The sequence below is a fragment of the Cytophagaceae bacterium ABcell3 genome (assembly GCA_030913385.1).
Taxonomy (GTDB): Bacteria; Bacteroidota; Bacteroidia; order Cytophagales; family Cytophagaceae; genus ABcell3.
In genome coordinates this window covers 3,479,627-3,493,852 of sequence record CP133159.1, presented here as the reverse complement: position 1 = coordinate 3,493,852, position 14,226 = coordinate 3,479,627, and the positions used below count along the sequence as shown (strand labels likewise).

The 14,226-nt window shown below is 39.5% G+C and carries 12 protein-coding genes; 8 read left to right on the top strand and 4 right to left on the bottom strand.

Annotated elements, in window-relative coordinates; all coding sequences use genetic code 11:
• Positions 1-278 precede the first annotated feature (278 nt).
• Entirely contained in the window at positions 279-1,445 is a 1,167-nt protein-coding gene (locus RCC89_14025) for an alpha/beta fold hydrolase (GenBank protein WMJ74276.1), read from the top strand.
• A 263-nt stretch (positions 1,446-1,708) separates the two neighbouring features.
• Here the strand turns inward: RCC89_14025 and RCC89_14020 are convergent, their stop codons facing one another.
• Both RCC89_14020 and aroQ read right to left on the bottom strand, forming a co-directional pair.
• On the bottom strand, positions 1,709-2,770 hold the full coding sequence (locus RCC89_14020) for an aminotransferase class V-fold PLP-dependent enzyme (GenBank protein WMJ74275.1): 1,062 nt from the start codon (positions 2,768-2,770) through the stop codon (positions 1,709-1,711).
• Positions 2,767-3,192: a type II 3-dehydroquinate dehydratase gene (gene aroQ / locus RCC89_14015; GenBank protein ID WMJ74274.1), complete on the bottom strand. Its 426-nt coding sequence runs from the start codon at positions 3,190-3,192 to the stop codon at positions 2,767-2,769. The genes RCC89_14020 and aroQ overlap by 4 nt, the downstream gene beginning before the upstream one ends.
• A gap of 39 nt (positions 3,193-3,231) precedes the next feature.
• Here aroQ and xerD point away from each other — a divergent pair, with 39 nt between their 5' ends.
• The 6 genes from xerD to RCC89_13985 all read left to right on the top strand — a co-directional run bounded on the left by xerD (position 3,232) and on the right by RCC89_13985 (position 10,918).
• Positions 3,232-4,131, top strand: a complete 900-nt coding sequence (gene xerD / locus RCC89_14010) for a site-specific tyrosine recombinase XerD (GenBank protein WMJ74273.1) — start codon at positions 3,232-3,234, stop codon at positions 4,129-4,131.
• 266 nt (positions 4,132-4,397) lie between these two features.
• Entirely contained in the window at positions 4,398-5,423 is a 1,026-nt protein-coding gene (locus tag RCC89_14005) for a quinone-dependent dihydroorotate dehydrogenase (protein WMJ74272.1), read from the top strand.
• A gap of 31 nt (positions 5,424-5,454) precedes the next feature.
• Complete coding sequence (locus RCC89_14000; GenBank protein WMJ74271.1) at positions 5,455-8,022, top strand: DNA translocase FtsK; 2,568 nt, start codon at positions 5,455-5,457, stop codon at positions 8,020-8,022.
• A gap of 30 nt (positions 8,023-8,052) precedes the next feature.
• Complete coding sequence (locus RCC89_13995) at positions 8,053-8,697, top strand: outer membrane lipoprotein carrier protein LolA (GenBank protein ID WMJ74270.1); 645 nt, start codon at positions 8,053-8,055, stop codon at positions 8,695-8,697.
• A gap of 61 nt (positions 8,698-8,758) precedes the next feature.
• Entirely contained in the window at positions 8,759-9,574 is an 816-nt protein-coding gene (gene pyrF, locus RCC89_13990) for an orotidine-5'-phosphate decarboxylase (protein WMJ74269.1), read from the top strand.
• Between the two features lie 48 nt (positions 9,575-9,622).
• Positions 9,623-10,918, top strand: a complete 1,296-nt coding sequence (locus RCC89_13985; GenBank protein ID WMJ74268.1) for a DUF2851 family protein — start codon at positions 9,623-9,625, stop codon at positions 10,916-10,918.
• On the opposite strand, the gene RCC89_13980 is transcribed toward RCC89_13985, so the two are convergent.
• Both RCC89_13980 and RCC89_13975 read right to left on the bottom strand, forming a co-directional pair.
• Positions 10,890-12,026: a hypothetical protein gene (locus tag RCC89_13980; protein WMJ74267.1), complete on the bottom strand. Its 1,137-nt coding sequence runs from the start codon at positions 12,024-12,026 to the stop codon at positions 10,890-10,892. The genes RCC89_13985 and RCC89_13980 overlap by 29 nt on opposite strands.
• A complete protein-coding gene (locus RCC89_13975; GenBank protein WMJ74266.1) occupies positions 12,023-12,412 on the bottom strand; it encodes a hypothetical protein in 390 nt (129 codons plus the stop codon). Before RCC89_13975 ends, RCC89_13980 begins: the two co-directional genes overlap by 4 nt.
• Positions 12,413-12,573: 161 nt before the next feature.
• Here RCC89_13975 and RCC89_13970 point away from each other — a divergent pair, with 161 nt between their 5' ends.
• Positions 12,574-14,136 (top strand): hypothetical protein, encoded by a 1,563-nt coding sequence (locus tag RCC89_13970; protein ID WMJ74265.1) that lies wholly within the window; start codon positions 12,574-12,576, stop codon positions 14,134-14,136.
• Positions 14,137-14,226: the final 90 nt, after the last annotated feature.

Here is a 14,226-nt window from a genome sequence, read left to right as displayed (position 1 = left end):
ATGGGGTAAAAAGACAAAGCTAGCAGGTTGTTGAACGATGCAGAAGGTAGGGGGGCTTTAACACATTGTATGTCTTGTTTTGAAATAAACATATATATAACTAGGTGTAGTAGCTTGTTGGTGAAAACACCAACAAGAGGTGGAGGGGTAGTGGAGGGGAAAGTTCTTGGTTTGAGTTTTAACGTCTTTAGTTTCATATGAAACAATGCCGCGGCAATCTGTTGGCGGTAAGCAGTGTTGGTTGTTTGTGGGGGAATGATATATTATTAAATAGCACAATGAAAGCACTACCTTTAATTTTACTTCTCAGTATTTTAATTCAGTCACACTTAGGTTTTTGTACTGTAGATGGGTCAAATGTCGTCAAAGAGCACGAGTTTCTAGTTTCCTATGAGAAGAAAGGGGATGTTTCTAAGGCGGAATTACAGGAAAGGAATAGGAAACTAGCTACTGTAGCGTTGCATGATATCCAAGCTTATAAGATCGTATACAATACAATCAATACAGATGGAAGTCCCATTACTGCTTCTGGTTTATTGCTGTTGCCGGTTGCTGATAAAGTACTTCCTTTGTTAAGTCTTCAGCACGGTACTATTACAGAAGAAACACGGGCGCCCTCTTATTTCCGGGCCAATAACGAAATTTATACCACTGGGGCAGTGTTTGCCTCCTCTGGTTTTGCAGTATCTGTACCTGACTACATAGGTTATGGAGCATCTTCTAACCTGCCGCACCCTTATGAGCATGCGCAATCTTTGGCAACAGCCGGAAGGGATATGTTAAGGGCTGTTAAGGAATTTTGTCAGTCAAAGGAGATACCGTTAAGCGAACAGCTTTTTATTTCCGGGTACTCTGAAGGTGGGTATGCTTCCATGGCATTGATGAAGCTATTGGAAGAAAAACATGCCGATGAGTTTAATATTGCTGCCTGTGCACCGGGTGGTGGTGCTTATGATAAGGTTGGTTTTGCCAGGTATATTTTGGCAAAAGATAGATCACTAAAGTTTATCAACTCTTATTTATGGGTGCTTGATACCTACAATAGAGTATATGGACTTGACAGGCCAGTAAGTGCTTTTTTGAAAGAGCCTTACGCTACGACAGTAGAGAAAAGCGGGGTGCATGCAACTGTCGAAACCAATCCTTCAAAACTGTTTACCACTGCTTTTAAAACAGGCGTTCTTAACGATACAGACCAAGAGTTGCTAAAAACTATCAGCGATAATAATATCTACGACTGGAAGCCAAAAGCACCACTGAAGCTATTCCATGGCACAGATGATGATTATGTGCCCTTTTTTAATGCTCAACATGCCTATGATGCCATGAAAGCTAGAGGAGCCTCAAAAGTGTGGCTACAGCCTATCGAAAAAGGAGACCACTTTTCTTCTTCTCAAAGTTATGTCAAAGGTGTTTTCGAGTTTTTTAGCCGCTATGTTGAGTGAAGTTTAAAAGCGGTAGGAGTGTAAAAACTAAAGTGGTAGATTCAACAAAGACCTTCCTGCTGATACAAGGGAAAATAATATCATAAACACATTATTTCCTATTGAAACGAACTACAAAGACCAAAAATATTGACCTGTTTATACTTGTATAAACTTTTATAAGGTATAGGTGCAAGGGTTTTTCGGTTATTTCTTATTTATCCATGTACAATAAATTGAGAAGTTGATCCAATGCTTTTATGGGCTAGCCGCAAGCGCCTTTTTTACTTTTGGTAAAAATCTCTTAAAAAGCCCTTAAGTTTAAAGATATCTTCTTCCGTATAAGCGGGGAAGTTTGCTATTCTCCATGTTGTTTTTGCCCATTTGCCATATCCATTGCCTAAAACAAAACCTTCTTTTTCTGCAGCTAATTTCAGTGTTGCAATACGATCTTCTGTTCCTTGTACGACTATAACGGTTTTTGAACGGCAGTCTTCATTACTAATCAACAACTCCACATTGTCCATTGTCTCGAAAAAACTATACCAGGAGTCTGCCCTTTGGCGGATTATTTGATCTATACTGATGATATCCGGCCTTTCTTTTAAGGTTTTGTTGAGTAAAAAGATGTTGAGAATATTAGGTGTATGGGTGGTTTGATACTTGCTAATATTTTCAGCCAATGAAGAAATGCTGTTATAGTGCCTGCTTTCTTTCATTTTGGCCTTTTTTATTGCTTCTGGGGAGCAAATCATTAAAGCCATACCTGATGGCAGGCCAAAGCACTTCTGGACTGACGCAAACCATACGTCGGCAAGTGAAAAGTCGAGATGTACGCCAGCCATGGAGGAAGTGGCATCGGAGGCAATGAGCTTATCTGGATACATCTTTCTGATAGCTTCTAATGTATCTTTTGTAACACAAGTACCATTGGACGTTTCATTGTCGGTGAGCGCAATCAAATCGCAAGCATCTGGAATAATAAGATGGGAAGTGTCTATTTGGTTGTTAATGCCAAAACGTAGGCAACGTACATCTTCTAGGAGCTTCTTGCTTAGGTTCATCCATTTTTCTCCAAAGTTGCCATTGAAAAGATGAACACTTGACTTTTGAACCAGGTCTTGCGCTATAATTTCCCAGCATTCTGTGGCAGAGGAAACAAAGAATACTGTATAGTTTTCTGGAACGAGTAGTTTTTCTTTGAGCAGAAAAATTGTCTCTTCCATTAAACTGGTAAACTTGGGGCTTCTATGGTTGTAGCTTAGTATACCCGTTGCAATAGCTTCCTGAAAAAATCTGCCTGTTGAATCGTTAAGTTTCGAAGGACCTGGATAAAAAGATATCATTTGTTCTTGTTTTGGAAATACTGAATGCCCAGTATATAACTGTCCAAACCAAATCCTGTTATGATGCCAGCGCAGTTTTTGCTCATTAGGCTCTTATGGCGAAAACCCTCTCTGGAATACACATTTGATATATGTACCTCAATAGTCGGTGTGTTAATTCCGGCTATGGCATCGGCAATGGCTACTGATGTGTGGGTGTAGGCCCCTGCATTCATAACGATGCCATCATACTCAAACCCTACTTCATGAAGCTTGTTGACTAACTCTCCTTCTACATTGGATTGGAAATACTCCATTTTTATTTCCGGAAATTTTTCTTTTAATTCGTCAAAAAACGCTTCAAAAGGACGAGCCCCATAAATACTGGTTTCTCTTTTTCCTAATAGGTTTAAATTTGGACCGTTGACTATTAAGATTTTCATATTACTTAGTTTGAAAATGTTCGTTATTTTATAAACAGCATGAACTGGGATTTACTTATAAAGCAGTTCAAAGGATATTTAAAGCTCGAAAGATCCTTGTCGCCTAACTCTGTTGAGGCCTATGTTCATGATGTTGTAAAGCTAAGACAGTTTTTAGAAATCTCCAATACAAGCGTATCGCCACAAAAGGTTACCCAAAACCATATATCCGGTTTTTTGCAGTACCTGAATGAACTGGGACTGTCAGTTTTTTCTCAAGCACGTGTTTTGTCAGGCATAAAGTCGTTTTATAGCTTTTTGCTACTTGAGGATATAATTATCAAGGATCCCTCGGCCTTAATAGAAGCACCAAAGCTAGGAAGAAAACTTCCGGATATTCTTGATGTACACGAGCTGGTTTCTCTTTTTGAGGCTATAGATTTAAGTACTCCTGAAGGCCCCCGAAACCGGGCCATGCTAGAGGTTTTATATAGTTCTGGATTGCGCGTATCTGAGCTTACAGATCTTAAACTAAGTAATATCTTAAGGGAACATGGTTTTTTGAGGGTTATTGGCAAAGGTAATAAAGAGCGGTTGGTTCCGATTGGGGGAGAGGCCATGAAACACCTTAAGATATACGTAGAAGAGGTCAGGTGCCACCTCAATATTAAAAAGGGGAATGAAGATTTTGTTTTTCTCAACCGTCGGGGTGCCAAGCTCAGTCGGGTGATGGTTTTTACTATAATTAAAAATTTAGCTAAAGCAATTAACTTAAATAAGAATATCAGTCCACATACTTTCCGTCATTCATTTGCTACTCATTTATTGGAAGGTGGAGCAGATTTGCGAGCAGTTCAGGAAATGCTGGGCCATGAGTCTATTACCACTACAGAAATCTACACCCATTTAGACCGTGATTATTTAAAGCAGGTGATTACTGAATTTCATCCCCGGAGCTAGTGTTCTGTTGATAAAGTGTTGCACCTGAGCCATTAGTTGACTAGAATTGTCTTTCAGGTTGTAAATTAGCGGCATACTTTTTCTTTCTTTTAAAAAATCTCTATATTTTGCTTTACGTGAAAAAAGCCTTTATACCATTCTACGGTATTGCAATGTAACGTGCTAGTAATAAGTGTGTCGTGTAGGTGTGTTTTATTATGCTTTTTATTTTCGGTGAATTTGTTCAGTAGAGTGTATATTTGTAGATTATTTAAATTACGAGAATTTTGTATAAGCATTTTATGAAGCCTTTGTTGTTCCGGTTAAATCCGGAAGGGGCGCATCACTTGATTTTCTTTGTTCTAAAAGTCGCGTTTAAAATACCTTTTGTTAAATGGATAATTCGCGGGATGTATACAGTCAAAGCACCTTCCTTAGAGCGGGAGCTTTTTGGGCTTAAGTTTAAAAATCCTGTGGGCTTAGCGGCTGGATTTGACAAGAATGCTGCTTTTATTGACGAGTTGGAACCCTTTGGTTTTGGTTTTGTAGAAATAGGTACCATCACACCTCGCCCTCAGCCTGGAAATGACCGTCCTCGTTTGTTTAGGTTGCCCAAAGACGCAGCATTGATCAATAGGATGGGATTTAACAATGATGGTGCAGCAGCGGCGGCTGAAAGGTTGAAAAGAAGGAAAGCCAAAATTATTATTGGAGGAAATATTGGTAAAAATAAAATCACACCAAACGAAGAAGCGTTTAGTGATTATGAGCAATGTATAGATATTTTACATCCCTATGTAGATTACTTTGTGGCCAATGTCAGCTCTCCTAATACCCCAGGGTTAAGGGAGCTTCAGGACAAGGAACCGCTTATGAAACTGTTAAAGAAGGTGATGGAGAAAAATGCTTCTATGCCACAGCCTAAACCTGTATTGTTAAAAATCGCACCAGACTTAACTGATGAGCAATTGGATGATATTGTTGAAATTGCTGAATCATTAAAACTTTCGGGAATTATAGCTACCAATACGACCATTAGTAGGGAAGACCTTAAAACGGACAGAAAGATTATAGAAAATATTGGTGCTGGCGGGGTTAGCGGTAAGCCGGTGACCAGGCGTTCCACAGAAGTAATCCGGTATCTCTGCCAAAGAACTAAAATACCTGTCATAGGCGTTGGTGGTATACATTCTGCAGAAGATGCTATTGAGAAAATAAAGGCAGGGGCATCGCTCGTGCAGATTTATACAGGGTTTGTATATGAAGGGCCGGCGCTCGTAAAAAGGATAAATAAGGCACTAGTTTCTGCCTGATTTATTAAATTAGTACTTTCTTAAATTAAACATGGCAGTAAATACATATAAACAAGGATCTAAAGTAAAGAATCAGGAAAAGAACAAGAAGCAGAAAAAGCTCAGACTTCCTTCTTTTGGGCTGGGCTTTTTTAAAGATAAGCGCCTGCACTTGACCATAGGTTTTTTCTTGGTGGTTCTTTCTTTCTTTCTTGTATTGGCATTTCTGTCTTTTCTTTTTACAGGTAAAAATGACCAAAGCGTAATTGAAGCACTTGGCCAGACGGAGATGCATGAAGCTGGAAAGGAAATTCACAACTGGCTTGGGATTTCAGGAGCTTATATTTCTTATTATTTTATTTTTAAATGGTTTGGAGTAGCTTCTTTCTTGTTTATACCCGTTTTATTTTTGGCAGGGATCAAAATTTTGGTCAAAAATGCCAATGTTTACTTTTCCAAGGTACTTACTGTTTCCCTGTTTTTTGTTTTATGGACTAGTCCTGCCATGGGGTATTTTGTGCTCCGTACAGAAGGTGAGTCTGATTGGGGCATGTTGTCTGGAGGCATAGGGTATGAAAGCGCTGTATGGCTGAATGACCTCTTAGGGTGGGGTACTCCGCTGATGCTGATTTTCATTCTTCTGGTGTTTAATATCTTTTACTTTAACATTACCTCTTTATTTAAAAAAGCAGATCCAGCCTTGGTAGATGATGCCCAAGATCAAAAAAGTGCCGAAGAGGAGATCCAAAAAGACATGGAAGAACTGCTTCAAGAAGATGATGCCAACGCCGAAGAAGATGATGAGGATGAAAGTGATGAGGACTGGGTCGTAAAGCATGCTCAAAATGACTCAGAGGGTGGCGATAAACAGGACGAGGAAAAGAAAGAACCTGAGGTATTAGAGGACGACGGTACTGTTTCATTGGAATTGCCTGCCAAAGAAGAAAAAACGTCTGCGCCACCAGCTAAACCAACCCTAGAGCTGGAAACTATTATTCCTCAAGGAGAAGAACCTATTAAAGTAGAAGAACCCGTAGAGGAAAAGGAGGAGTTTATTATATCGGAAAGTGAAGAAGAGGCTGTTGGCAAAAAGATTGAAAATTACGATCCAACCTTAGACCTTGCTTCTTATAAATACCCTATTATTGACCTTCTTAGGGAATATGAAACTGGAAAATTGCAGGTTTCTAAAGAAGAACTTGAAGCCAATAAGGACAAGATCGTTGAAACGCTAAGTCAATTTAATATTGGTATATCCAGTATCAAAGCAACCATTGGCCCTACGGTTACCTTATATGAAATTGTTCCTGATGCGGGTATACGTATTTCCAAGATCAAGAACCTGGAAGATGATATAGCGCTAAGTTTGGCGGCTTTGGGTATACGTATTATTGCCCCGATTCCAGGAAAAGGTACTATTGGTATAGAAGTGCCTAATACCAACCGGGAAATGGTGGCCATGAAATCAGTGTTGTCTACAGAGAAATTTCTGAAGAGTGACAAAGATCTGCCTGTAGCACTGGGCAAAACTATTTCTAATGAAGTATATGTGATAGACTTGGCCAAAATGCCACACTTGCTTATGGCGGGTGCTACCGGACAAGGAAAGTCGGTAGGTTTGAATGTGCTTCTTACCAGCCTTATATATAAAAAGCATCCTTCACAATTGAAGTTTGTCCTTATTGACCCTAAAAAGGTAGAGCTTTCTTTATTTAATAAAATTGAAAGGCATTTCTTGGCTAAACTCCCTGATTCTGAAGATGCCATTATTACCGATACCGCCAAAGTTGTCCATACGCTTAATTCCCTATGTATGGAAATGGACAATAGGTATGAGCTGCTAAAGGATGCCAACTGCCGTAACCTAAAGGAGTACAATAAAAAGTTTATGGAGCGCAGGTTAAATCCTGAAAAAGGACATTATTTTATGCCTTATATAGTTCTTATTATTGATGAGCTTGCCGATTTGATGATGACTGCTGGCAAAGAGGTAGAAACACCTATAGCCAGACTTGCTCAGCTTGCCAGGGCTATTGGTATTCACTTGGTGGTAGCTACGCAGCGTCCATCGGTCAATGTAATTACAGGTATCATCAAGGCTAACTTCCCTGCAAGGCTTTCCTTTAAGGTGACCTCCAAAATAGATTCCAGGACTATTTTAGATACAGGAGGTGCAGAGCAGTTGGTTGGGCAAGGGGATATGCTTTTGTCTCTTGGGTCTGAACTAATTCGTTTGCAATGCGCTTTTGTAGATACACCCGAAGTTGAAGATGTTTGTGAATATATAGGCAGCCAGCGCGGCTATGAACATGCTTATCACTTGCCGGAAGTTGCAGATGAGGAAGGTGAAGGGTCTGGCGACTTTGACTTCTCTGAAAGAGATGCTATGTTTGAAGAGGCGGCCAGAACCATTGTAACCCATCAGCAGGGTAGTACTTCTTTGTTGCAAAGAAAATTAAAACTTGGATATAACAGGGCCGGTAGGCTGATAGACCAGTTGGAAGCTGCCGGGATTGTAGGGCCTTTTGAAGGTAGTAAAGCCCGCGAAGTTTTAATTACTGATGAATATAGTTTGGAACAATTATTGAATGAACTAAATAATAAATCGAAACCTTATTAGATTTTAACACACTTGAATAAAATTATACTAATGAAAAAAGTTATTTACCTTATAGCTGCACTCATAACTTTCTCTACAGTTGTGAAAGCACAAAACGACCCCAAAGCGGAAGCTATTCTGGATGCAATGAGTAAAAAGTACCAGAATATGTCTGGCTTTAAAGCAAACTTTACTTCTACAATGGAAAACCCTGAAAGAGGGATCAAGGAAAGTGCTTCTGGAGAAATTGTGGTAAAAGGTGGTAAGTTTAACCTGAAAATGGGTGGCCAGGAGATTATCAACAATGGCAAAACTGTTTGGACTTATACCGAAGAAGCTAATGAGGTATTGATTACCAATTACGAGCCTGATGAGGACGATATTACTCCTACCAATATTTTCAGTATGTACAAAAATGGATACAAGTACATCCTTATGTCTGAAATCAATGAAGGAGGTAAAACTTATAATGTAGTTGACTTGGAGCCAACAGAAAGACAAGGTTCTATTTATAAAATCAGATTAGTTATTGCCAAAGACGATAACACCATCAGAAGTTGGAAAGTATATGACAAAGATGGTACGCAGTATAACTATGTGATCAACAGTATTCAACATGACTACAAAGCAGACGACAGCATGTTCTCTTTTGATAAGTCAAAACATAAAGGAGTAAAAGAAGAAGATCTTCGCTAAGAAATAAAAACTTAATGTAGTATTTTAGAGCCGTTATTATCAAATAACGGCTTTTTTTATTATGGATAGACATCAATTGTTTCAGGAAATCTCCCGTCTCGGCTCTTATTTATGTGTAGGGCTCGATGCAGATATCAGAAAAATACCTTCTCACCTCAAAAGGGCTGAAGACCCAATTTTTGAGTTTAACAAAGCCATTATAGATGCTACAGCAGATTATTGTGTGGCATATAAGCCTAATATCGCATTTTATGAAGCTTTGGGAGCCAAGGGGTGGGACAGTTTGCAGAAGACTTTAAATTACATCCCGGCAGATAAGTTTACCATAGCTGATGCCAAGCGTGGGGATATCGGAAACACCTCATCGCTTTATGCAAGGGCTTTTTTTGAAAATTTGCCTTTTGACTCTGTAACGGTGGCTCCGTATATGGGAGAAGATTCTGTAAAGCCGTTTATGGAATTTGAGGGTAAGTGGGTTATTTTATTGGCCTTGACTTCTAATGCTGGAAGCAATGACTTTCAACAGATCGAAGGTGTAAGCGGGGTAGCGCTGTTTGAAGAGGTTATGCGAAAGAGCATGACTTGGGGCAATCCTGATAACCTGATGTTTGTGGTAGGTGCTACGCGTGGGGAAATGTTTAAGAAAATTCGTCAAATTGCCCCAGAGCATTTCTTGTTGGTACCTGGTGTAGGCGCACAAGGTGGCGATTTAAAAACGGTTTCGGAGTTTGGGATGAACAGTAAATGCGGGCTTTTGGTAAACTCTTCCAGAGGTATAATTTATGCTTCTGATGGAAAAGATTTTGCCCAGGCAGCTGCCCGTGAAGCCAAAGCTGTTAAAGAGGAAATGGAAAAATACCTTTCCAAATATCTTTGATTTTTTAAAAGAACCTTTTAATTTCATAGCTGCTGAATATCAGTAGCTATGATGAAAGAATCCTTCCTACACTTTATTTGGGAGTTTCAATTTTTTGACAAAGAAACACTCCAAACAAGCGATGGAGAGGTGGTAGATATCCTCCATCAAGGTCTGAAGAATACCAATGCCGGGGCCGATTTTTACAATGCACGCATCCGGACAGGTGGCATTGAATGGTCCGGTAGCGTGGAAATTCATATCAACGCTTCGGATTGGAAAAAGCACCGGCACCATACCGACAGGGCTTATAACAATGTAGTACTGCATGTGGTATGGCAAGATGACTGTCCTGTACAACGTGCAGATGGTACTTTTGTGCCAACTATTGAGCTCAAAAACAGGATCAGTCCAAAAATGTATGAGCAGTACCGTCAGTTTTTAAATGCTCCTGGGATTATACCTTGTTCTGTACAGTTTTGCCAAATACCAGATATCCAAAAGCTAGCCATGTTGGATAGGGTGCTTGTAGAGCGATTGCATGTAAAAGCTGAAAAAGTATATGCGCTGTACGAAGAAAACAATAATGACATGGAGGAGGCTGCTTGGCAGTTATTGGCAATGAATTTTGGCTCTAAGCTTAATGCAGAACCTTTTTTAATGTTGGGTAAAGCCTTGCCGTTGAAAATTCTTCGTAAGCATGGTTCCAATCTCATGCAGATGGAGGCGTTGTTGTTTGGAATGGCCGGTATGCTGGATGGCTCGTTTAAAGATAGCTACCCTAATCAACTAAAGAAAGAGTTTGAATTTCTGTCCCAGAAGTACGGTTTGAAGAACAAAGCGCTTCAAGGTCATGAGTGGAAGTTTTTACGGATCAGGCCTGCTGGTTTTCCTACGGTTAAAATTGCTTCGTTGGCTGCACTTATACATAAGCTTTCGTCCTTGTACACAGCTTTGATTAATGTGGAGCATACAAAAGAAGCGGAAGATCTGTTTGATGTAGAAGTGTCGACTTATTGGCAAAATCACTTCGTATTTGACAAACCTGTGGATAAGGCGCTTTCAGGGCTTGGGAGATCGTCTGTAGAAAATATTGTTATTAATTCCATTGCGCCTTTATTAGCTTGTACCGCAAAATTAAGAGACAATGAGCTGCTTATGGACAAAGCAATTGCCTTACTAGAATCTACTGGGGCGGAAAACAATAGGATTTCAAGGCTTTACAAGAACTTGGGCTTGGAGGTAAGAAATGCTTTTGATAGTCAGGCATGCATTCAGCTTTATAGGGACTACTGCCGGCGTAAACGTTGTTTGGAATGCAACGGAGGTATTTACCTTATGAAGCAGCACCAACTGATTTCTTAAAACTGAGTCGGTCCCAAGGTATAAAAAAGAGGTACATTAACCACCAGGGAGAATAGAAGGCTCCAACCCCAAAGAATACGTAAGTGCTCATGTGAAAGATGATTCCTATAGGTAATAACACCCATCTGGTTTTGGGAATAAACACCGCAAGGGTAAATCCTAACTGGAATACTAAAGCCAGTATAGGTAAGGTGTGGCTAAAAAAATCGGACTGGGCTAGCGCTTGCCCTGCAGGTACATTGTGCAACTGAAGATAGCCTCTAAAGGTGGCTGCTGTAGCCCATGAGAAGTGGCTGATAAATAGTTTTTCCAATCCACTAAGAAAATAAGGCATTGCAATGCTCAGCATAATCAACTTTAACCAGAAAGCATTCTGTAGATGTTGCCTTTTTTCCTTTGCCTTATAGCATCCTTTGACCAAAAATGGCATAAGCATGGCAGCATAAGTGAGGGTGGCTAGGCCATGATCTATTTTTTCGAAACCGTAGGATAAGCCTTGCAGGTAAATGAACAATATTGCTGCCAATACAGATGAATAGAAAGACCACTTTTTCAAGGGTATGCTGAGCAAACATGCTATTGCTTGTAGTATACCTACTAAAAAGATCAACCAAGATGGCGGCCAGTTTAAATGCAGCATGTTAAATAGGGGGATAGGCTTGTAGAATACGCCTAAGTTGCCAGCAGATAGTAAATACTCAGTAAGTTCAGCGCTGAAAAACAACAGGATAAGATGGAAAAGAACAACTATTGTCTTGATATTTTTAGTGCTGACTTGTTTGTGTGTAAACTGGTTCTTGATAAAGTTTCTTACAAAAGATGTCCTCGTGTTAGCCCAAATAGCAATAATCGTTAGTAGGGCGATCATCGAAAACCTTAAAATGATCTGGTTTGACTTTTCTAAAAAGAATGGTGCAGAAAACCGGTGTTTTTCAATATAAAACCTAGGGTAGAAAAATTCAAGAATGTTTTTAAACCATAGAGGTTCCGTTCCTTCATAGGCAAGTACTACCAAAGGTTTTACGGTGAACCAATAAAGCAACAGGGTAGTGGCAAGCGCAACAATGGCTAGTAGGTAGTATAGGTTATTTTTCCTAGTTTCAATCATTTCTTGTACGATGCTACTACTAAAGTATCATTCTGTGCAGGATTGTCTGCTAAGGTAATTTTATATAGGTAAAATGTACTGTTGTTTTTATTATACAGGTTAGCAACCCGCTCCAATAATAGGGCTGACTCGTCTCTGTAGTAATAGTTTCGGCATAAATAAAAAAATGCGCTTGGTGAAAGGTTGATGTTCATACTGTCAAAGACCTTGCGACCGTTGTTTTCTGAAATGAATATTTCTAGTTTTTCTTTTTGGCTTGTGTGTACTACCGGCTCGGCAAACATTCCAAAGCGCATTAAAGGAAACAGGTCTGTCAACAGGATAAAAGGTATAAGCAGCAGTACTAGCCAAATAATTAAAACCTTTTGCTTATTTTTATCTGTCATATATCTTGAAATTGAAAATGAATACAACCGGAACCCCCGACATATGGCGGCACTTGTTTAGATTTTCCCTCTTATTAGGAGGCTTGGTCCTGGTTGTTTTTATTTTTTTTGTGTTCTTTAATATTGAAAGCTTGCTATACTTTTTATCACGGGCGACAGGTTTGGATATAAAAATTTTAGCAAAAGAAATATTTACACAAGAACGAATCCTAAATTTAAAAATTTTCCTGATTGCCTCCCTAATAAGTTACACGATAGGAGGAATATTCTGTATTCGCTATGCTGATGAAATAGTCAATGCTGCAAAACTGTTCGAAAAAGGAGGGGCTGATTTTACTCTAAAGGTAAAAGAGACGATTGGTGGCATGCATAGGTGGCAGCAGGTGTTTGTAGGATGTTTGTTGCTGGGCTTTGGTATATATATTGGTCGCATTGCTTTCTTTTACCCATTTCATGTAGACGAGGCTTTTTCTTTTGTTTATCTGGTAAGTAAAGGGGCCGGGACCATTTCTGCTTATTATCCCGGGCCTAATAACCATATATTATACCTGCACATGTGCAATTGGGTTTCCCTTTTTACTTCCAACCCAATCGTGATTATGCGGCTGCCAGTAATGGTTTGTGCGTTAATATTGATGGCAGGTGTATTTCTTTGGTTGTATCGAACTTATGGTTTTTGGCCAGCTATTGGCGGGCTGGTTTTTTTTGTAGGAGCTGCCCCAATGTTATTCTATGCTGCTCATGGAAGAGGGTATATACTTATGCTTTTGTTTACCCTTATGTCCTTTTATACGGCCTTAAAGATTTATGAATCTGTTTTTTATAAGGTTGTTTTTGTAATATGTTCTGTGCTTGGCTTTTATACCATTCCAGTATTTTTGTATCCCTATGCGGCCCTTTTGATCAGTCAGCTTTTGGTCTTTGTTTTATATAAAAAGTACCCTGTAAAAACATTTGTCCTTAGCCATATTGCTATTGCTGTCTTAGTCGCCTTCTTATATGCGCCAGTAATGTTATTTAGCGGTTGGAAAGCTGTTTTTGAGAATGGCTGGATTCAACCCATGGATTATCAGCAAATGTTTGCAAATATCCCTCAATGGTTAACTGATGTTCAAGTGTTTGTTTGGGAAACTAAAATTGTTGCGGTTTTGGTCGCTATTTGCCTTGTTTTGTCCTTATCATCCTTAGTGGCACAAAAGGAACGAAAGGAGGAGTTTGTTATGCTTATTTGTTTTTTTGGTATCATTCCTGCCATTTTGCTTGTTCAGCGGGTGCTTCCATTTCCCCGTACGCTGCTTTTTATGGCCATCCCTGCTGTTGTTTTAATAGCCCATCTTTTACAGCGCGCTTTGCAGGTTCGGAAGTGGCTGGTAGCCCTTCCTATGGCTGTTATACTATTGGTGGTCGGTTATGGTGTGGAGGAACACGAGCGAAAAATGGCTACCGGTTTTCCTTTTTATCAGAAGTTACACGCCACTGTTCCTGAAATTATTCAGGCAAAACCTCGGCGTATCCTTGCCGGTGATGATATCTACCATGTTTTTTTTAAACACTATGTCAACCAAGAGGGGCTTGAAACCAAAGTGGATTTTGAAGCGCAGAAAGCCGTTTATGATTTTCTGGTGCTTCCTGTGGGAAAAAACTTGCCTTCAGGAATAGATTTAAAAAAATACTCGGAGGTGCATAAAGATGCTTTTATCTTGGTTTATTCTCTCAATAAATGAACTTTTCGCTGTGATTGGCTTGTTTATCACCTGTACTATAACTGCTCCTGCTGTTGTATTAAACCTGAAAATATGAATAGAACTTTCTAT

Excerpts from the sequence above, each read along its gene's own strand:
- RCC89_14025 (WMJ74276.1), top strand. The coding sequence starts at position 279 with ATGAAAGCACTACCTTTAATTTTACTTCTCAGTATTTTAATTCAGTCA.
- RCC89_14020 (WMJ74275.1), bottom strand. The coding sequence starts at position 2,770 with ATGATATCTTTTTATCCAGGTCCTTCGAAACTTAACGATTCAACAGGC.
- aroQ (WMJ74274.1), bottom strand. The coding sequence starts at position 3,192 with ATGAAAATCTTAATAGTCAACGGTCCAAATTTAAACCTATTAGGAAAA.
- xerD (WMJ74273.1), top strand. The coding sequence starts at position 3,232 with ATGAACTGGGATTTACTTATAAAGCAGTTCAAAGGATATTTAAAGCTC.
- RCC89_14000 (WMJ74271.1), top strand. The coding sequence starts at position 5,455 with ATGGCAGTAAATACATATAAACAAGGATCTAAAGTAAAGAATCAGGAA.
- RCC89_13995 (WMJ74270.1), top strand. The coding sequence starts at position 8,053 with ATGAAAAAAGTTATTTACCTTATAGCTGCACTCATAACTTTCTCTACA.
- pyrF (WMJ74269.1), top strand. The coding sequence starts at position 8,759 with ATGGATAGACATCAATTGTTTCAGGAAATCTCCCGTCTCGGCTCTTAT.
- RCC89_13985 (WMJ74268.1), top strand. The coding sequence starts at position 9,623 with ATGATGAAAGAATCCTTCCTACACTTTATTTGGGAGTTTCAATTTTTT.
- RCC89_13980 (WMJ74267.1), bottom strand. The coding sequence starts at position 12,026 with ATGATTGAAACTAGGAAAAATAACCTATACTACCTACTAGCCATTGTT.
- RCC89_13975 (WMJ74266.1), bottom strand. The coding sequence starts at position 12,412 with ATGACAGATAAAAATAAGCAAAAGGTTTTAATTATTTGGCTAGTACTG.